This window comes from Merdimmobilis hominis, assembly GCF_900104615.1.
Lineage (GTDB): Bacteria > Bacillota > Clostridia > Oscillospirales > Ruminococcaceae > Merdimmobilis > Merdimmobilis hominis.
This window is the reverse complement of the sequence record NZ_LT629939.1, coordinates 2,523,017-2,542,445: the sequence shown is the minus strand read 5'-3', so window position 1 is coordinate 2,542,445 and position 19,429 is coordinate 2,523,017. Positions and strand designations below refer to the sequence as shown.

Below are 19,429 nucleotides of genomic sequence, written 5' to 3'. Positions count from 1 at the left end.
CCCCGGGAAGCGCCTTCCCGGGGTTTTTGATTGATTTGAACCGGTTTTTAACCGCCGAAGGAATCCGACCGGGGAATCCGCACCGTCTTTATGGGGACGGGGTTTTCCAGGGGCTTTTCCCGGCCCAGCTTGAGGAGCAGCGCCGACAGAATCGGGGCGATCAAACTGGCCCCCAGCACCAGCAGCCACTGGTTCAGGGTCAGAGGGATCGTCTGGAAGATGGCCCGCATCCAGGTGTTTTCCGACGCCAGGAAGGCGATCCCTCCGGAGACCATCACCGCGCCGATCAGCTTCTTGTTGTTGAAAAAGGGGACGCCGAACAGGCTGTGGGTCTCTGACTTGCATTCAAACACATGGAAAAGCTGGGCGACAATCAAGGTCATCAGGGCGCCGGTGCGGGCGGCTTCCACCCCGCCGTACAGCCGGTAAAAGGCCACAAACATAGAGAGGGTGGTCAGGCCGATGAGCATCCCCCGGAAGACGATGGTGCCCAATAGGCCGCCGGAGAAGATAGATTCCTCCGAGCTGCGGGGGGAGAGCTCCATCACGTCGTCCTGTGCCGGGTCCATGCCCAAGGCCATGGCGGGCAGGCCGTCGGTGACCAGGTTGACCAGCAGGATTTGGATGGGGGTCAAAACCACCGGCATGCCCATGAGCATCCCCACAAACATGGTGACCACCTCGCCGATGTTGCAGGACAAAAGGTACCGGATAAACTTGCGGATGTTTTGATAGATCACCCGGCCCTCTTCAATGGCAGCCACCAGGGTGGCGAAGTTGTTGTCCAACAGGATGATGGAGGACGCCTCCTTGGTGACATCGGTGCCGCCTCCCATGGCCACCCCGATGTTGGCCTCCTTGATGGCGGGGGCGTCGTTGACCCCATCGCCGGTCATGGCCACAATATCCCCCCGCTTTTTCAGGGCGCGGACGATCCGCAGTTTGTGGCCAGGGTTCACCCGGGAGAAAACCGAGACCTTGGCCACCACTCGGTCAAGGGCCTCGTCGCTCATCTCATCCAGCTCTTTGCCGGTGAGGGTCAAATCCCCCTCCCGAAGGATGCCTAAATCCTTGGCGATGGCACAGGCGGTGAGGATGTGGTCCCCGGTGATCATCACCGGCCGGATTTTGGCCCGGCGGCACTTCTCCACCGCGGCTTTTGCCTCGGGGCGGGGCGGATCGATCATCCCGGCCAAGCCCACGAAGATCAGGTCCTCCTCCAAGTTGCCCTGGATGGAAGAGGCATCCCGGTAAGCAAATCCCAACACCCGCAGTGCGTTTTGTGCCATCCGGTTGTTCTCTTTGAGGATGCGGGAGCGCATCCCCTCGTTTAAGGGGTGGACCCCCCGCTCATCCTGGTAGCGGGTACAGCGGCCTAAGAGGATGTCCGGCGCACCTTTGGTAAATACCCGGTGCCGGCTGCCCATGCCGCCCACCACCGTCATCATCTTGCGGTCGGAATCAAAGGGGATTTCCCGCTCCCGGAACCAGCGCAGTTCCTGGGGAATAACCCCTGCCTTGGCCGCCAATACCTGGATGGCCGCCTCGGTGGGTTCCCCAGTGGTCTGCCACCGCTCCTTCAGGCCGAAGCCCCCCTTCTCCCGGGAGGCGGTGGCGTTGTTGCAGAAGGCGGCAATTTCCAAAAGGCTCATCAGCCCTTGGTGAGAGATGGCCTCAAACTTCTTGCCGTCCTCAAAAAAAGCGCTGTCGGCGTAGTTCTCACCAGCTACCGTCAACCGCCGGTCGGGGGTGACCACCTCCCGGACGGTCATTTTGTTTTCGGTGAGGGTGCCGGTCTTGTCGGAGCAGATCACATTGGCACAGCCCAGCGTCTCCACCGCATGGAGCTTGCGCACCAAGGCGTTGCGCTTCAGTATCCGCCGCACTGCCAAGGCCAACGAGATGGTGACGATGGCGGGCAGACCCTCCGGCACCGCGGCCACCGCCAGGGAGATCCCGGTGATAATCATATCAAAGAGGTTTTCTCCCCGCAGGATGCCGGCCACCGACACTGCCGCGCAGATGCCCACGCAGCCGATGGCCACAATTTTGCCCAGCTGGTCCAATTTCAGCTGCAAGGGCGTGGGGTCCTCCTCGATGTCGTCCAGCATGCCGGCGATCTTGCCCATTTCACTCTCCATGCCGGTGGCCGCCGCAATGGCCTTACCCCGGCCTTTGGTGATCACCGTACCCATGTAGACTGCCTCCAGTTTGCCGGGTCCGAAGTCGGTCTCCAAGGTCTTGGCCGGGTGTTTTTCCACCGGTTCCGATTCCCCGCTGAGCAGCGATTCATCGGCGTACAGGTTGGTGGAGGAGAGGATGAGAGCATCCGCCGGAACCCGGTCCCCAGCCTTGAGAAGGAATACATCCCCCACCACCATCTGGGAGGCGGGGACCGAGACCACTTCCCCATCCCGGATCACCTGGGCAGCGGGGGCAGCCATCTCCTTGAGGGCTTCCAGGGTTTTTTCAGTGCGGTATTCCTGTACAAACCCCAATACTGCATTTAAAAGAACAATGGCAATAATGGTGATGGCCTCGGTGATCTCCCCCATCATCACCGACAGCACGGTGGAGATCAGCAGGATGATCACCATTAAATCCCGGAACTGCCCCAAGAATATCTTGAGGGGCCCGCTCTTCTTTTTGGCGGACAGGGTGTTTTCCCCATATTCCAGCAGCCGTTTCTGCGCCTCTTTGGAGGTGAGGCCCTCCTGTTCCAACAGTTTTTGCGGCATCCTAACACTTCCTTTATCCAAAACTTTGTTTAGCAATAGGTATGAAGGAAGTGGACAAATTATACCTGCTTGTCTTTTTCGGGGATGCTTTTTTAGGAGGGAGGAGTCAATCGTTTCAGGGAAGGTGCCAGAAATCCCAAGATAAGGAAATGATCTCACCCAAGAGCAGGGGAATCTTTAAGGGGGCACAGTCAGCTAACGCTGACCGTACTGACTTCAACTGTGCCTCGTGTAGTTCGGCCCCTCTTAAACGTGGTTTTTGTCAATCTTTTTTATAATAAAAAAGATTGCGCGGACGTGGGGGCGTACCCCCACACACCAATTCCAAGATGGAATCTTGTTGGGGTGCTAGGCGCCCTACAAGGAGAGGCTGGGGGATTCCCCGGTTTGGGCATAAAAAAGGCCGGAATTTCTTCCGGCAGCAGGGGTTTTTATCATCGGGTGCCAAAGGTCTCTTCCATTCGCCCCCAGTCGTATGGAAGCAGCCAGGCGGAGAACTGGCGATAGAGGGGCAGCAGGGATTCCCGCTTCTCGGCGGCGATGTCCAGCCCCCGGTCGTCATAAAGATGGTAGAGGATGTTTTCTCGGGTGTTGAGAAAATAAACCGATGAAGCCAGCGGGGCAAATCCCCCCAGGTCGGCAGCGATAATCTCCCCCAGCAGCACTTCCCACTGGATTGGCTGACAGACCAGATCCCAGCAGTAGGTGACTTTTTGAACGGCCTCCTCCCCCTGGAGAATCTGGAACACCTCCTCCTGGGGCGCCGGTGCTCCGGCCCGGCGGCGAAATGCCCGGAGCTGGCGCGCAGCCTGCCCCTCTTGGGGATAGGTGTCCCACACCAGGCGGTCAAAACGCCCCGGCAGCGCCTCAAATAAGGTTTTGGCCCGCAGAAGTGCCCCGGCTGCATAAACAGACGACAGGCGGCCCCCATCATAGTGGCCGAGGGCCGGATCCCCAATTTCAAATCGCAGGGCGACAGGGCACTGGTAAAAGATGGGCGGGGAAAGTCCCTCAAGCCCTACTGCACGGATACACCGGTTGACGTCGTGCATGGCATGTCCCTCCTTTTAGGGCTGCTGGGCCTCCCCTTCCCGGGGATTCCCCCTTCCGGCTCTGGCCATCAGGCGGTTGTGGGCCCAGATTCCCAGCAGGCTGATGCCGCCGATGACCAAGAAAATCAGGACGGTCATCTCCCAGTTGCCCTCCATCATAGTAGAGCCCGCCCAGGTGGAGGAAAACACCGTTGGAACGCGGGCAAAGGTGGCGATCGCCAAAAACTTAAAGGGGGAGATTGGGGTCAGCCCCGCTACATAGGTCAGCACGTCTTTGGGTGTGCCTGGCAGGAAAAAGAGGATAAAGGTCAGCCGTTCCAGCTTTTTGGCGTTGTGCAGAAAGGAATAGCTGGCCAACTTCTCCTCGGGGATAAAGGCGGTGATCAGCGGGCGGCCAAAGGCCCGGACCGCATAGAAGATGGCCACCGATCCCAGGAGGATGCCCAGTTCACAGGTGAGGAATCCCCCCACCGCCCCATACAGCATGCCGGAGACAATCTCCACCGGCTCGCCGGGGATGAATGCGACGATGATCTGCATCATCTGGATGCCCAAGAGAACAAACCAGCCCCAAAAGCCCAGGGAATCAATCCACAGCTGGAATTGCTGCTGGCCGTTGGGCTGGGAGAGCATCCGCATCAGCGGCAGGACTTGTATCGTGATAATTGCCATCAGCACCAAAGCTGCCGCAATACAGGCGATTTTAATGGTTGCAATTTTGGGGTTGGCAGGGGCTGGTCTCTGTTCCATAGTAGGGGCACCTCATGCTTTAAAACATTTGTATTGTGGGGCAGATTGCCTTCTGTTGGCAGGATCTTCCCGTCCTATTTACTATACCAGGCAGTTGTGGCTAAATTGTGACGGCAACCGTACGGATATCTTTCGTTTCACCCTTTTCATTTCTCCGGATTTCGTGTAAAATAAGGGAGAACCATCAACTTGGAAGCAAGGGGTGAACAGATTGCAGAACAACGCCTTTACCGCTGGGATTGACCCAGGCGGACTGACCAATGACTATGAAATCAAAATTCTGGTATGCTACATCTTGGAAAAGATCAAACGGCACATGACCTTCTCTGAGATCAATTATATCCTGCAGAGCGAGGGCTTGGCAAATTATTTTGAATACGCCGAGGCCATCAGCGAACTCCTCTCCTCCGGCCATATTGTAGACATTTCCCAAGGGGAGGGGGAACAGCGGTTCCGCCTCAGCGACTTGGGGGTGAAAACCGCCCGCACCTTTGAAAAGAACATCCCCCTTTCGGTGCGGGAAAAATCCATGCGCGCCGCGGAGGAATACTACCTGCGCCAGCGGATTGAAAAGGAAAACCAGGTCAAGATTGAAAAGGTCTCCGACGGGTACCGGCTCTCCCTGTGCATTTCCGACATCGGAAGCGACCTGCTGAATCTCTCCCTCTTTGTGCCCACCGAAAAAGAATGCGAACAGATCAAAAAGCGGTTCTTGTGCGACCCCACCATCTTTTACCGGGGAATCATCGCCTTGGTCACCGGGGATGAGCACACCGTCCACACCATATTGCAGGAGACGTTGGAAGAATAGCCGGCCTCTCCCGCCGACGTAAAAAAGGTTCCTCTTGAAGTGCGGCGCTTCAATGGGGATCTTTTTTTCTCGCCCTCACCATAAAAAATGCGACAATGGAGGATTTTCTACCCATGGCAAACCAACACGACATCCTAGGCAGCAAAAACCCGGTCCGCACGGTATTCCTTCTCTCCTGGCCCGCCATCTTAGAACAGATCCTGTTCACCGCTGTCCAATATGTGGACACTGCCATGGTGGGCTCCCTGGGGGCCAATGCCACCGCTGCGGTGGGGATCAACACCTCGTCCATCTGGCTGATCGGCGGCCTGCTCAATGCGGTGAGCACCGGTTTCGCCGTCCAGGTGGCCCAGTACACTGGCGCCCAGGACATGGATTCTGCCCGCAAGGTGGTGCGCCAGGCAGTCCGATTCTGCGCCTTTCTCGGCATCCTTTTAATGGGGGCCACCATGCTCATTGCCCCCCTGATCCCCCGGCTGATGGGCGGCGCGCCAGAAATCCTAGGGGATGCCGGGCTCTACCTGCGGATCTTCTGCATGGCCCTCCCCTTCCAGCTGTTCGGCATGGTGTTCTCCGCCATCCTCCGCTGCACCGGGGATATGAAGACCCCCATGGTCCTCAACGCCCTGTCCAACCTGGTCAACATCCTCTTCAACACCCTGTTCATCTTCCCCACCCGCACCGTCGCCCTTTTTGGGCGCACCTTCACCATTTGGGGCGCGGGCATAGGGGTGGCCGGTGCAGCGGTGGGATCGGTCATCGCTGCCATCTTTGTGGGGGTGCTGATGGTCCTAACCCTACTGCACCGCAAAGGCCCCCTGCAGATCCGCCTGCGGGACTGCCGCCAAGACGACCCTTTTATCCTGCGGCGGATGGCTGGCATAGGCATCCCCGTCTTTTTGGAGCGGGGCATCATCACCATGGGGCAGCTGATCTTCACCCGGGTGGTCACCGGCTTGGGGACAGTGGCGTTGGCTGCCCATACCTTGGCCAACACCGCGGAATCCCTCTCTTACCTGCCCAGCGGCGGGTTCTCCTATGCAGCGACCACTTTGGTCGGGCAGTCGGTGGGGGCAAAAAATGCCTCCCGGGCCCGACAGTACGGTAAAATCGCAACCTTTATGGGGATGGGTATGCTCACTTTGACCGGCCTTCTCCTCTTCTTCTTCCCCGACAAGCTGGTGGGGATTTTTTCCGCCGATGCCGCAGTTATCGCCCTGGGCGCCCTCTGCCTAAAAATCGAGTCCCTGGCACAGCCCCTCTCCGCCGCCGGAACCATTGTGGCCGGGGCGCTTCGGGGATCCGGCGACTCCAAATGGCCCTTCTATATCGGCTTTTTAGGGATGTGGGCCGTGCGTATCCCCCTGGCCTTCCTCCTCACCTATGTCTTTGACATGGGCCTTCCCGGCATTTGGACAGCCATGTGTGTCGACATCAACGTGCGGGGCATCATCAGCCTGCACCGGTTCTTCCGCTCCGATTGGGCGGAGCGGGCCGCAGCATAATAATACAATATGAAAAGACCGCGGCCTGGGTTTGTTCCAAGCCGCGGCTTTTTGTTTAAATTTCGGGGGAATCCTGCGTCCCCGCAGATTTTTTTGCCCGCTTGGCTTCGATGGCACGGCGGGTCCGGCGGGGTTTGGGGTCCTGGATGACCACATATTTTCTCCCCTTGAGCACTAGCACCAGCAGCACCAGGTTGAGGAGGACATCCAGGAAGGTGCCACAGACCATGGTCTCTGCTGCGCTCACCGAAACGGGGATCACTGAGAGGACGACGATATTCCACAGGGTCAGCAGGGTATCCAATCCCAGGACGAAAGCCAGCTTCTGGCGGGTGATGTATTTGGCGAAATACCAGACGGTCACCCCCAGTTCCCCTGCGGCCATAGCTATCGTTGGCAGATAGACCGCATAAGGGAGCGCCACCACCCCATCCAACGCTAGAAAGGCAGCGGCGCCCAAACGGACGGCCGACCGGATAATCAGATAATAAATGACAACTTTTTTCTTCAAATGTGTTCCTCCGCTTTTACGGGCGGCCAGAGTTGCCGCAGTGCCGGAATCTGCCGCCCTATCCGCAGGTTTCCAGCTTTCTATCCGCTTAAAATGATTCTCTTCCAGCTTCCACAGCCTCGTTTAAACGTTTCCCCGCTTCCCGCTGGAAGGGGCCCTTCTCCGGCGGAAGCCCCGCCTGCACTCTGCGGCTCAGTGCCCTCTGAGGGCCCGGCCGGGGTTCTCCCCTAAGCTTTTCTAAAGAACTGCGCCGCCACTGGGTAGCGGGAAGGGGTTCGCCCTGACAGCGATTCTTCGAATGCCACAGTTCGCCACCTGTGGCAATTGACAGGGGATTTCTTCCCAATAATCGCTTCGCGATTATTGTAGCACAACTTCCCCCTCCATGCAAACAAAAGGAAGCAGGCGGGGGGTTCCCCGCCTGCTGTGAACGTTGAATCACTGGACAAACTCGGTTTTCTCAATTGCCTGTTTCATACAGTCGTAGTAAAAGAGGCACAGCCCCGACCCCATTTTGGCGTAGAGGCGGCTCCCTTCCCGACCGCAGAGCTTGGCAAACACCCGGCCCACGGCACAGGCGTCCAGGCCCGGCGCACGGGAGGTGAGCATGTACAGGGAGATAGCCGCCGCGTCGTTGATCTCCCCATAGACCACCGGTTTTTCCTTGATCACATCGTAAAATACGCTGACCGCCGTGTCCGCCAGGATGGAATTGGGGGTGAGCTCGTCAATGGCCCGCCCCGCCACAAAGGAAAACAGGATGCGCCGCTGGGCCAGCACCAAAGGGGATTCGCTGCGGTCATACCCCAGGTTGAGAACCTCGTCGCTGCCGAACAGCTCGGTGGCCAGGGTCCGCCCCAGCTGCCGGGCCCGCTCAATGTTGCCGTTCTCCCGCTCCCGAAGGTATTCCTCCGCAACGGCGGTATCCCCGGCATCCTCTTCCAGCATCGGCTCCTGGCCCGCTATTTTGATGTCGCTGTCATCCTCTTCGGCCTCCCAATACAGGAAGCGTTTGCTATCCTCTTTCATTTTGTCTCATTCCTTTCCTTGCGGCACGGCCTTTGAAGCGTCAGGAATTGGCCAGTGCCTCTTCCAGCGCGTAGGTCAGCTGATCCGGGCAGGATGTCCGCTTGTTGCCGCAGGTCACCCCGCGCAGCAGGTGGATCACATCTTCGGCTTTCTGCCCCTGCACCAATTTGCCGATGCCGATCAGATTGCCGGGACAGCCGTTGATAAAGTCTACCCGTTCAATAATGCCTTGTTCATTCAAATCAACAATAATCTCTTTGGAACACACCCCGTGCGGGCGATAGTGATAGGTCATGTAGTCGTACTCTCCCAATCGGTTATTTTGTGGATTTCTTTTTCCGCTGGAAAATCTGGCCCAAAGCCTCTTCCCCGGTGATGGCCGAGGCGATGGGATTGGGCTGCGGGTGGTAATACCCGTGGAAATCGCTCCCCCCAGTGGTGATCAGCCCATACTTTCTGGCACAGGCGGCAATCCGCTCAAAATCCTCCGGCGATGTGCCGGGGTAATAGAGCTCCACCCCGTCCAGGAGGTTCTTCGCCCCCAGTTCGTCCAACAGATCAAAGGAATCGTAGCTGGCCGGATGGGCCAAAACAGCGAGACCCCCGGCGTCTTTGACGGTGGCGGCAACCTTCTCTACGTCAGGATATTCAAAAGGGACGCGGCAGGTTCCCCCTTTGCCGAATAGCTCCTGGAACAGGTCGCCGTAAATGCGGTCGGTATAGCCCAAATCCATCAGGGCGTGCAGAATATGGGCTTTGTACACCGCTTTGCTCCCGGAGGAGTACCGCCCCACATGGTCTTGTGCCACAGGGTAATAGCGCATCACCTTTTGGATCATCTCCATGCCGGCCCGGTTGCGCGCCTCGGTCGTCCGGGAACAGATCCCTTCCAATCGGTCTGGCTTCTCCGGCTGGTAGCACAGCAGGTGAACCTTCCGGCCCCGGGACGGGTCAAAACAGGAAAATTCCACACCGGGAATAATTCCAATCCCCATCCGGTTGCCAACGATGGCCGCGCGGGTACAGCCCGCCATGGTATCGTGGTCGGTAATCGCTAGAAAATCTAAGCCTGCCCGTTTGGCGTAGAACACCACGTCGTCGATGTTCATCGACCCGTCGGACAGTCTTGTGTGACAGTGTAAGTCTCCAATCATTTCTGCACCTCCTTTGAACAGATCATTGATGCCGCCCCATCCTGTCTTGACAGCGGGAGGGCGGCCTCTTGGACTTTACGCCCAAGGCCGGATGGTTTCCCCACCCCGGTCTCAGGGCCGGCCGGCGCCGCTGGATTGCGGCGGCAATGCCGTGCAAAGTACCCAAAAATTATACCATTGTCTGGCCCATTTGTCCACAGGGGGACAGGGTGTGGACCGGCAACTATTGTTTTATTATACAACACTTTTTCCCCTTTGTTCAATGGTTTTTTGTGGTTCGCCCAGCTTCTATCCATAAATTGGAATATTTTCTAATCAGTGGCCAAGGGCCTGCCTGTCTCCTTTCCTTTTTTCCCTAACGTAGGGCAGCACGGGTGGAAATCCTCTACATTCCCGGCCCAGTTTGTGCTATAATAATCCCAGAGCAATTATTCGTGAAAAAACTCTTCCCGCCGCAAGGCGGAGCCCGGCTTTTTCCAGTTTGTGCAAATGCCACGCCAGGAAAGATTGCAAGGTAATTCTTGGCGCGGATTTTTGTGTTGCCAGAATCGCAGGCAACGCGGATGCGGCCCCCCCAGACAGAGGTGTTCCCGGAGGCTGCAAGGAAAAACTTGGACCCCGGCGGGCCCACCCTAGAAAGGGATTCATTTGTTTGACCGAATACAGCAAGGAGGCTATCGGCGTGCATTATCAAATTGACCTTGGCCCTTGGGGCGGAATTTTCGCTGTCCCCACCTGTGTGGTGGACAAGCACCTAAAACTTGCCAGTGGCCTCGCCCTCAAGGTGCTGCTCCTGCTGCTGCGCACCCAGATCCCCCTTTCCGCGGAAGAGATCGCCACCCGCCTGGGACAGTCCCAGGGGGATGTGCGGGACGCCCTCGCCTACTGGGAGCAGGCCGGACTTCTCAGCCCGCAGGAAGCGCCGCCTCTGGAGGGGCAGTTGGCCCCAACTCCAGTTCCCTTGGCATCCTCCCAGACAGCGACTCCGGCAGAGCCCTCCCAGGAAGGCCGCAGCCAGGAGGAACGGCAAAAGGTCATCCGGGTGGGCTCGAAACAAAAGCTAGACCGGCGGGAGGTGTTGTCCATTATCAAGCGGGACGAGCGCCTCTCCGGCCTGATCGACGAGGCACAGCAGATCATGGGCAAGCCCTTGACCTCCGCGGAGATGGAGACCATCGCCTCCCTATACTCTTATTATGGTTTGGCCGCGGATTTTATTCTCATGGTCATCCAGTATTGCTGCTCCATTGGCCGGGCCAACATGCGGTATGTGGAAAAAACCGCCGCCTCCTGGGTGGACCTGGGCATCGATACCCACGAAAAGGCGGAGCAGCACATCCTTAAACTGACCGACCTGCACAGCAAGGAAAACCAGGTCCGATCCGCCTTTGGCATCGGAGAGCGGTCACTGATCCCCAAGGAGGAGAAGTTTATCAACACCTGGTTCAACGACTACGGGTTTGACATCGCCATGATCCGCCTGGCCTATGAGCGGACGGTGGAGAAGATCGGCAAGCTCTCCTTCCCCTATATTGACAGCATATTGTCAAGCTGGTATNCCCCGCCACAAAGGAAAACAGGATGCGCCGCTGGGCCAGCACCAAAGGGGATTCGCTGCGGTCATACCCCAGGTTGAGAACCTCGTCGCTGCCGAACAGCTCGGTGGCCAGGGTCCGCCCCAGCTGCCGGGCCCGCTCAATGTTGCCGTTCTCCCGCTCCCGAAGGTATTCCTCCGCAACGGCGGTATCCCCGGCATCCTCTTCCAGCATCGGCTCCTGGCCCGCTATTTTGATGTCGCTGTCATCCTCTTCGGCCTCCCAATACAGGAAGCGTTTGCTATCCTCTTTCATTTTGTCTCATTCCTTTCCTTGCGGCACGGCCTTTGAAGCGTCAGGAATTGGCCAGTGCCTCTTCCAGCGCGTAGGTCAGCTGATCCGGGCAGGATGTCCGCTTGTTGCCGCAGGTCACCCCGCGCAGCAGGTGGATCACATCTTCGGCTTTCTGCCCCTGCACCAATTTGCCGATGCCGATCAGATTGCCGGGACAGCCGTTGATAAAGTCTACCCGTTCAATAATGCCTTGTTCATTCAAATCAACAATAATCTCTTTGGAACACACCCCGTGCGGGCGATAGTGATAGGTCATGTAGTCGTACTCTCCCAATCGGTTATTTTGTGGATTTCTTTTTCCGCTGGAAAATCTGGCCCAAAGCCTCTTCCCCGGTGATGGCCGAGGCGATGGGATTGGGCTGCGGGTGGTAATACCCGTGGAAATCGCTCCCCCCAGTGGTGATCAGCCCATACTTTCTGGCACAGGCGGCAATCCGCTCAAAATCCTCCGGCGATGTGCCGGGGTAATAGAGCTCCACCCCGTCCAGGAGGTTCTTCGCCCCCAGTTCGTCCAACAGATCAAAGGAATCGTAGCTGGCCGGATGGGCCAAAACAGCGAGACCCCCGGCGTCTTTGACGGTGGCGGCAACCTTCTCTACGTCAGGATATTCAAAAGGGACGCGGCAGGTTCCCCCTTTGCCGAATAGCTCCTGGAACAGGTCGCCGTAAATGCGGTCGGTATAGCCCAAATCCATCAGGGCGTGCAGAATATGGGCTTTGTACACCGCTTTGCTCCCGGAGGAGTACCGCCCCACATGGTCTTGTGCCACAGGGTAATAGCGCATCACCTTTTGGATCATCTCCATGCCGGCCCGGTTGCGCGCCTCGGTCGTCCGGGAACAGATCCCTTCCAATCGGTCTGGCTTCTCCGGCTGGTAGCACAGCAGGTGAACCTTCCGGCCCCGGGACGGGTCAAAACAGGAAAATTCCACACCGGGAATAATTCCAATCCCCATCCGGTTGCCAACGATGGCCGCGCGGGTACAGCCCGCCATGGTATCGTGGTCGGTAATCGCTAGAAAATCTAAGCCTGCCCGTTTGGCGTAGAACACCACGTCGTCGATGTTCATCGACCCGTCGGACAGTCTTGTGTGACAGTGTAAGTCTCCAATCATTTCTGCACCTCCTTTGAACAGATCATTGATGCCGCCCCATCCTGTCTTGACAGCGGGAGGGCGGCCTCTTGGACTTTACGCCCAAGGCCGGATGGTTTCCCCACCCCGGTCTCAGGGCCGGCCGGCGCCGCTGGATTGCGGCGGCAATGCCGTGCAAAGTACCCAAAAATTATACCATTGTCTGGCCCATTTGTCCACAGGGGGACAGGGTGTGGACCGGCAACTATTGTTTTATTATACAACACTTTTTCCCCTTTGTTCAATGGTTTTTTGTGGTTCGCCCAGCTTCTATCCATAAATTGGAATATTTTCTAATCAGTGGCCAAGGGCCTGCCTGTCTCCTTTCCTTTTTTCCCTAACGTAGGGCAGCACGGGTGGAAATCCTCTACATTCCCGGCCCAGTTTGTGCTATAATAATCCCAGAGCAATTATTCGTGAAAAAACTCTTCCCGCCGCAAGGCGGAGCCCGGCTTTTTCCAGTTTGTGCAAATGCCACGCCAGGAAAGATTGCAAGGTAATTCTTGGCGCGGATTTTTGTGTTGCCAGAATCGCAGGCAACGCGGATGCGGCCCCCCCAGACAGAGGTGTTCCCGGAGGCTGCAAGGAAAAACTTGGACCCCGGCGGGCCCACCCTAGAAAGGGATTCATTTGTTTGACCGAATACAGCAAGGAGGCTATCGGCGTGCATTATCAAATTGACCTTGGCCCTTGGGGCGGAATTTTCGCTGTCCCCACCTGTGTGGTGGACAAGCACCTAAAACTTGCCAGTGGCCTCGCCCTCAAGGTGCTGCTCCTGCTGCTGCGCACCCAGATCCCCCTTTCCGCGGAAGAGATCGCCACCCGCCTGGGACAGTCCCAGGGGGATGTGCGGGACGCCCTCGCCTACTGGGAGCAGGCCGGACTTCTCAGCCCGCAGGAAGCGCCGCCTCTGGAGGGGCAGTTGGCCCCAACTCCAGTTCCCTTGGCATCCTCCCAGACAGCGACTCCGGCAGAGCCCTCCCAGGAAGGCCGCAGCCAGGAGGAACGGCAAAAGGTCATCCGGGTGGGCTCGAAACAAAAGCTAGACCGGCGGGAGGTGTTGTCCATTATCAAGCGGGACGAGCGCCTCTCCGGCCTGATCGACGAGGCACAGCAGATCATGGGCAAGCCCTTGACCTCCGCGGAGATGGAGACCATCGCCTCCCTATACTCTTATTATGGTTTGGCCGCGGATTTTATTCTCATGGTCATCCAGTATTGCTGCTCCATTGGCCGGGCCAACATGCGGTATGTGGAAAAAACCGCCGCCTCCTGGGTGGACCTGGGCATCGATACCCACGAAAAGGCGGAGCAGCACATCCTTAAACTGACCGACCTGCACAGCAAGGAAAACCAGGTCCGATCCGCCTTTGGCATCGGAGAGCGGTCACTGATCCCCAAGGAGGAGAAGTTTATCAACACCTGGTTCAACGACTACGGGTTTGACATCGCCATGATCCGCCTGGCCTATGAGCGGACGGTGGAGAAGATCGGCAAGCTCTCCTTCCCCTATATTGACAGCATATTGTCAAGCTGGTATAAAAAAGGCATCAAGACTCCGCGGCAGGCATCAGAGGAATCACGGCCCCAGCAGGCCCCTGCCGATTCCCCTAAGCACGCCCCCAGCCGGTCCACGTCCTATGACCTGGACCAGATTGAAAAGATGATCTACAGCGACTATTTGAGCAAATAACCGGAGGTGTTTGTGTGGCATACCCCAAAGAATTGATGGACAAAGCCCTGTCCATCCTCTCCCAGCGGCGGGCAGACGCAAGGCGCGCCGCCTCCGCCCACCGGGAGGAAATCGCCCAGAAGCTGCCCCAGGTCATCGCCATTGAGCAGGAGCTGGCCCGCACCAGCGTCCAGGTCTCCCGGGCGATTCTATCCGGGGAGAACCTGGAGAAAAAACTGGCTGCCCTGCGGGATGGGAACCTGGCCCTCCAAGCCAAACGGGCAGACCTTCTGGTGGAGAACGGCTACCCTGCCAACTATCTGGAGGTCAATTACCAGTGCGCCCAATGCGGCGACACCGGCTTCTGTGACAACCACATGTGCGACTGCCTGCGCAGCCTTTTAAAACAGCTGGCCTATGCCCGCATGGGGGAGGTTTCAGACATCGGCAACTGCAAGTTTGAAAACTTCTCCCTGGACTACTACCCCGCCCCTGGCCCCCGCAAGGTGATGGGGGAAATCCTCTCCCTGTGCCGGGAGTACGCCGCTGGGTTCTCCTTAAAATCGGAGAGTCTCCTTATGATGGGGGGCACCGGCTTGGGGAAAACCCACCTCTCCCTGGCCATCGCCCGGGCGGTAATCGACCAAGGGTTCGATGTCTTTTACATCCCGGTGCAGAACCTGATGTCCCAGCTGGAACATGAAAAATTCTCCCGCTCTGGGGATGAGAAGGATAGCCTCTCCTTTGTGCTGGAAGCCGACCTTCTCATCTTGGACGACCTGGGGGCGGAATTCCCCACCCAGTTCACCAGCGCCACCATTTACAACATCATCAATTCCCGGATGATCGAGGGGCGGCCCACCATCATCAACTCCAATCTGGATATGAAAACCATCGAAGCCCGCTACTCGGAGCGGACGGTTTCCCGGCTGATTGGCGGATATAAAATCCTGCCCTTTGCCGGCACCGACATCCGGGTGCTGAAAAAACAACAAAGCCGATAATGAAGGAGGTTTCACCCCATGACCACAGAATACCTGCTCTCCAAAGTAGACCACACCCTGCTCAAGCCAGAGGCGACCTTTGAGCAGATCAAAACCCTCTGCAACGAGGCCGTCGCCTACAAGACCGCCTCGGTCTGCATCAACCCAGGCCATGTAAAAGCCGCCGCCCAGTACCTGGCCGGCCGTATCCCGGTTTGCACCGTGGTCGGCTTCCCCTTGGGGGCCACCACCACCGCAGCCAAGGTCTTTGAGGCCAAGGAAGCCATTGAAAACGGCGCGTCGGAGATCGACATGGTCATCAACATCGGCGCCCTGAAAGCGGGGGACACCGACCTGGTCCTCTCGGACATCAAGGCGGTGAAGGAGGCCTGCGGCAGCCACATCCTCAAGGTCATTATCGAGACCTGCCTGCTCACCGACGACGAGAAGCGCAAGATGTGCCAGATCGTGGAGGCTTCCGGCGCCGACTTTATCAAGACCTCCACCGGGTTTTCCACCGGCGGGGCCACCTTTGAAGATGTCAAGCTGTTCCAGGAGTGCCTGGGCGGCCGTGTGAAGATCAAAGCCGCCGGCGGTATCCGCTCGGTGGAGGATATGGAAAAATTCCTCTCCCTGGGGGCGGACCGGCTGGGCACCAGTTCGGCCATCAAGATCCTAAACGCCGCCCGGCAGTAGGCGCCCCATCCGATGGGATGTTTTTGCCAGCTCACCCCCAAAAGGACAAAAGTGCGGACAGAAAATCTGTCCGCGCTTTTTGCACAAAAATAGATTTAGGGAAACAAAACGCCAAAATTACCCAGCAATTTTCTCAGCCCAGCAAAATTCCCCCTTGACTGTTCCCTTGGGGCATCCCTTACAATCAAACCCAGGAGGTGTATCCCATGAAAATCAATGAAATCTGCCAAAAAACCGGGCTCACCAAAAAAGCGGTGGCCTATTACCAGGAAAAGGGGTTGATCTCCCCGGCATCCCAGGAAAACGGGTACCGGGAATTCACCCAGGAGGAGGCCGGACGCCTTGGAACCATTGCCTTTTTGCGCCGTTTGGGCCTGCCGGTGCAGGAGATCGCCCTATTGCTGGCCTCCCCCGGGGATGCCGGTGCAACCAAGTTGGTACAAGCGCGACAAGAGGACCGGCTCGCCCTCCAGAAAAAACAGCTGGAGCTGCTGAACCGGTATTTGGATGGGGAATCCCCCGAAGCCCTGGAGCGGCAGCTGGAATTCCTGGAACAGAAGCAGACCATCCGGCAGAAGCTGCTGGGGGCCTTCCCTGGGTACTATGGCCGGTATATCAGCATTCACTTTGGAAGATTCCTCCAATCCCCCATCGAGACCCCGGAACAGCGGGACGCCTATGAACAGATCCTCACCTTCTTGGATGGGGTGGAGTTCCCTCCCCTCACCCCTGGCTGCCAAGCCCTGCTAGAGCAGGCGGAAACCCAGGCCGGCGACCGGGAACTGGCCGCCCAACCCCAGCGGATGGAGGAGACTATGGCCGATTTTGATGCCTTTTGGGAGGAAAACCAAAAACCGGTGCTGGAATACCTCCAATGGAAGCAAAGCGAGGAATTCCAACAGTCTGCCATGGGGGAGTGGATGGCCCTCTTCCGGGAATTTGGCAAATCCAGTGGGTATTACGACGTCTTTCTGCCACAGATGCGTCGGCTCAGCCCAGCCTATGAAGCCTACAGCCGCCGGTTGGAGGAAGCCAATCAAAAACTTCTGGAGAAGCTTCCCCCCGACTTGGCCAAAACCCTGCTGGAGGAATAGCCGCTTTCTTCCACCCCAAAACATATCCGCTCATTGGGCAGCACAAAACCCCCGGGGATGACTCCCCGGGGGCAGTTTTGTTTATAAGGGGATTTCCACCGCCAAGGCCCGGCCCAGCAGATCCCTCCGGTCGTAGCGGAACAACAGGGTCCTCGGCTGAGGATGGGCAAAACGCTCTACATGGACCTGTTTGAGGATCTCCTTCGGATCCATCCCCTCATATCCTGGCAGGTACTGCGCCACCCGCTGAGGGGTGAAAAAGGCGATCAGCTCCTCCCTTCGGGGCTGCACAAGGTCCGGTTTGGCCCAATCCGGCAATTTGCGGGGCCGCTCGTGGTAGAGGTTGTCCAGCCGGGTGCGCTGGATGAGCTGGCCGTCCAGCTGGTGGCCTCCCTCTTCATAAAATTCCTTGAGGATGGTGTAGTACTCTTCCCGCCCATGGGCAGCTAGGTGATACCCCTTTTGATGGTAGAATTCCCCCAGTTGGAGGAAGAACTGGAAGGGGGAATCAAAGTCCTCCATCAGCTGTTCCAGCACATGGGAGAACCGGCCGGAGTTGAGGTACAGTTCCACCATCTCCTCCACCTCCTTTAATTTTAAGGCGTCGGCAAAGGGAAGCCAAGGGGTCTCCAGGATCTCATAGGGGGCTTTCGACCGGTAGACAAGGCCGTATTTTTTCCGGTCCCGGTGGAGCCCGGAGCCCTTAAGCACCTTCAAAAACCCCAATTGCAGCTGCTGGGGCGCCAGGAAATACACGTCGTTAAAGGAGCGCTCAAAGGATTCCAGGCCTTCGTAGGGGAGGCCGGCGATCAAATCCAAATGCTGGTGGATATTGCCTGGAGCGTTGATCCGCCGGATGATGGAAAAAAGCTCTGGCAGATCCGTCCTGCGGTCGATGGCCGCAATAGTCTTAGGGTTGGTGGACTGGATGCCGATTTCAAATTGGAAGAGGCCCTTTCGCACCGTGGACAGGAAGTCCAGCATCTCCTCGTCCAGCAGGTCGGCGGAGAGCTCAAAGTGGAAGTTGGTCACCCCGTTGTCGTGGGCGGCCAGATAGGTCCAGATGGCCATAGCGTGGCTTTTTTTACAGTTGAAGGTGCGGTCCACGAACTTGACCTGCTTCACCTTCGCATCCAAAAACCGCTGAAGGTCCCCTAACACCAGATCCACCCGGCGGAAGCGGACCTTTTTATCCAGGGAGGAGAGGCAGTACTGGCAGTTGAACGGGCAGCCCCGGCTGCTTTCGTAATAGAGGATCTTCCCGCTGGACAGTTCCTCCTCCCCATAGGGGAAAGGGAGCAGATCCATGTCAAACAGCGGGGGCAGAGGGGTGGATTTTACCCCGTTTTTATCTGTAAAGGTAAATCCCTTTACATTTGAAAAATCGGCATTCTGAGACCATTTAGAGACCAAATCAGCAAAGGAAGCCTCCCCTTCCCCCATCAGCACCCCATCCAAAAAGGGATGGGCTTCCAACAGTTCTTTGGCGTCAAAAGAGACCTCCGGCCCGCCCAGCACGATGGTGGTAGAGGGGGAAACCTTCTTGAAATTCTCCGCGATCTCCAGCACCAGGTCCACGTTCCACAAGTAGGTGGAAAAGCACAGGAGATCCGGTTTTTGGCGGAACAGCTCCTCCAAAATCAGCTCTGGGCGGTGGTTGATGGTAAATTCGGCGATTTGAGTCTTCTGCTGGTTCACTTGGTTGGAATACCCCGCCAGGTACCGCACCGACAAACTTGTGTGAATATATTTGGCGTTGATCGCCACCAAAAGGCAGTTCATATCCACCCTCCCATTTTTGTTTGCGGGCAATCTTCCCAGCCCACATTCTCGAACTATTGTACTATTGTAACATAAAAACCAGCGGATTTCCACTCTCCCCTCGTTGCCATCCCCCTCATTCTGCGGTATAATAGCCACAGCAAAGCTGTGGCATTCGAAGAATTGCTTGCAGGGCGAGGCCCTTTGCGGCAACAGCCGCACCGCAATTCTTACAGTCTGTGCAGACTTTGCGGTACAATAGCCACAGGCAAAGCTGTGGCATTCGAAGAATTGCTTGCAGGGCGAGGCCCTTTGCGGCAACAGCCGCACCGCAATTCTTTCCGTTTGTGCAGACATTGAGGTACAATAGCCACAGGCAAAGCTGTGGCATTCGAAGAATTGCTTGTAGGGCGAAGCCCTTTGCGGCAACAGCCGCATCGCAATTCTTGCCGTTTGTGCAGACTTTGTGGTATAATGAACCACAGAAAAAGTCGAACGGAGGCCGCCCTATGGACATTCGCCGCAAAAACAAAAAACACCAGCAGCTTTCCATTTTGCTGATGCTGGCCATTGTCGCCGTGGCAGCCGGATGCCTGGCGCTGTTTTTGAGAAGCCCTTCTTCTCCAGAGGCGGCTGTCACCGCCCAGCCAG

General features: G+C 57.3%; 17 protein-coding genes. 7 read left to right on the top strand and 10 right to left on the bottom strand.

Annotated features, from left to right (window positions below):
• Positions 1-47: 47 nt before the first annotated feature.
• The 3 genes from BQ5353_RS12140 to BQ5353_RS12130 form a co-directional block, all read right to left on the bottom strand.
• The gene (locus BQ5353_RS12140; RefSeq protein WP_071428355.1) at positions 48-2,738 is read right to left on the bottom strand and encodes a cation-translocating P-type ATPase; all 2,691 of its coding nucleotides are present in this window, start codon (positions 2,736-2,738) and stop codon (positions 48-50) included.
• A gap of 434 nt (positions 2,739-3,172) precedes the next feature.
• Positions 3,173-3,790 (bottom strand): DUF3885 domain-containing protein, encoded by a 618-nt coding sequence (locus BQ5353_RS12135; RefSeq protein ID WP_054332382.1) that lies wholly within the window; start codon positions 3,788-3,790, stop codon positions 3,173-3,175.
• Positions 3,791-3,805: 15 nt separating this feature from the next.
• On the bottom strand, positions 3,806-4,540 hold the full coding sequence (locus BQ5353_RS12130) for a TVP38/TMEM64 family protein (protein ID WP_054332381.1): 735 nt from the start codon (positions 4,538-4,540) through the stop codon (positions 3,806-3,808).
• A gap of 202 nt (positions 4,541-4,742) precedes the next feature.
• On the opposite strand from BQ5353_RS12130, the gene BQ5353_RS12125 reads away from it, so the two are divergent.
• Together BQ5353_RS12125 and BQ5353_RS12120 are read left to right on the top strand one after the other, a co-directional pair.
• Positions 4,743-5,351 carry a DUF4364 family protein gene (locus BQ5353_RS12125; protein WP_143117242.1) on the top strand — a complete coding sequence of 203 codons (609 nt, stop codon included), beginning with the start codon at positions 4,743-4,745 and terminating at the stop codon, positions 5,349-5,351.
• 113 nt (positions 5,352-5,464) lie between these two features.
• Complete coding sequence (locus BQ5353_RS12120; protein ID WP_071428353.1) at positions 5,465-6,856, top strand: MATE family efflux transporter; 1,392 nt, start codon at positions 5,465-5,467, stop codon at positions 6,854-6,856.
• 55 nt (positions 6,857-6,911) lie between these two features.
• Here the strand turns inward: BQ5353_RS12120 and BQ5353_RS12115 are convergent, their stop codons facing one another.
• The 4 genes from BQ5353_RS12115 to BQ5353_RS12100 all read right to left on the bottom strand — a co-directional run bounded on the left by BQ5353_RS12115 (position 6,912) and on the right by BQ5353_RS12100 (position 9,550).
• Entirely contained in the window at positions 6,912-7,367 is a 456-nt protein-coding gene (locus BQ5353_RS12115; RefSeq protein ID WP_054332376.1) for a hypothetical protein, read from the bottom strand.
• Between the two features lie 438 nt (positions 7,368-7,805).
• Complete coding sequence (locus BQ5353_RS12110) at positions 7,806-8,396, bottom strand: hypothetical protein (protein ID WP_054332375.1); 591 nt, start codon at positions 8,394-8,396, stop codon at positions 7,806-7,808.
• 40 nt (positions 8,397-8,436) lie between these two features.
• Positions 8,437-8,691, bottom strand: a complete 255-nt coding sequence (locus BQ5353_RS12105) for a TIGR03905 family TSCPD domain-containing protein (RefSeq protein WP_054332374.1) — start codon at positions 8,689-8,691, stop codon at positions 8,437-8,439.
• A gap of 22 nt (positions 8,692-8,713) precedes the next feature.
• Complete coding sequence (locus tag BQ5353_RS12100) at positions 8,714-9,550, bottom strand: PHP domain-containing protein (RefSeq protein WP_054332373.1); 837 nt, start codon at positions 9,548-9,550, stop codon at positions 8,714-8,716.
• 682 nt (positions 9,551-10,232) lie between these two features.
• Here BQ5353_RS12100 and BQ5353_RS12095 point away from each other — a divergent pair.
• On the top strand, positions 10,233-11,186 hold the full coding sequence (locus tag BQ5353_RS12095; RefSeq protein ID WP_071428352.1) for a DnaD domain protein: 954 nt from the start codon (positions 10,233-10,235) through the stop codon (positions 11,184-11,186).
• Between the two features lie 254 nt (positions 11,187-11,440).
• Here BQ5353_RS12095 and BQ5353_RS12090 read toward each other — a convergent pair whose 3' ends face one another.
• Together BQ5353_RS12090 and BQ5353_RS12085 are read right to left on the bottom strand one after the other, a co-directional pair.
• The gene (locus BQ5353_RS12090) at positions 11,441-11,695 is read right to left on the bottom strand and encodes a TIGR03905 family TSCPD domain-containing protein (protein ID WP_054332374.1); all 255 of its coding nucleotides are present in this window, start codon (positions 11,693-11,695) and stop codon (positions 11,441-11,443) included.
• Between the two features lie 22 nt (positions 11,696-11,717).
• Positions 11,718-12,554 carry a PHP domain-containing protein gene (locus BQ5353_RS12085; RefSeq protein ID WP_054332373.1) on the bottom strand — a complete coding sequence of 279 codons (837 nt, stop codon included), beginning with the start codon at positions 12,552-12,554 and terminating at the stop codon, positions 11,718-11,720.
• 682 nt (positions 12,555-13,236) lie between these two features.
• Between BQ5353_RS12085 and BQ5353_RS12080 the strand changes: the two genes are divergently transcribed.
• The 4 genes from BQ5353_RS12080 to BQ5353_RS12065 all read left to right on the top strand — a co-directional run bounded on the left by BQ5353_RS12080 (position 13,237) and on the right by BQ5353_RS12065 (position 17,017).
• Positions 13,237-14,265 carry a DnaD domain protein gene (locus BQ5353_RS12080; RefSeq protein WP_071428351.1) on the top strand — a complete coding sequence of 343 codons (1,029 nt, stop codon included), beginning with the start codon at positions 13,237-13,239 and terminating at the stop codon, positions 14,263-14,265.
• 14 nt (positions 14,266-14,279) lie between these two features.
• Positions 14,280-15,248 (top strand): ATP-binding protein, encoded by a 969-nt coding sequence (locus BQ5353_RS12075; protein WP_071428350.1) that lies wholly within the window; start codon positions 14,280-14,282, stop codon positions 15,246-15,248.
• An 18-nt stretch (positions 15,249-15,266) separates the two neighbouring features.
• Positions 15,267-15,923 carry a deoxyribose-phosphate aldolase gene (deoC, locus tag BQ5353_RS12070; protein WP_054332369.1) on the top strand — a complete coding sequence of 219 codons (657 nt, stop codon included), beginning with the start codon at positions 15,267-15,269 and terminating at the stop codon, positions 15,921-15,923.
• Positions 15,924-16,129: 206 nt separating this feature from the next.
• The gene (locus BQ5353_RS12065) at positions 16,130-17,017 is read left to right on the top strand and encodes a MerR family transcriptional regulator (protein ID WP_054332368.1); all 888 of its coding nucleotides are present in this window, start codon (positions 16,130-16,132) and stop codon (positions 17,015-17,017) included.
• A gap of 81 nt (positions 17,018-17,098) precedes the next feature.
• Here the strand turns inward: BQ5353_RS12065 and BQ5353_RS12060 are convergent, their stop codons facing one another.
• A complete protein-coding gene (locus BQ5353_RS12060) occupies positions 17,099-18,799 on the bottom strand; it encodes a B12-binding domain-containing radical SAM protein (protein WP_071428349.1) in 1,701 nt (566 codons plus the stop codon).
• Positions 18,800-19,429 lie beyond the last annotated feature (630 nt).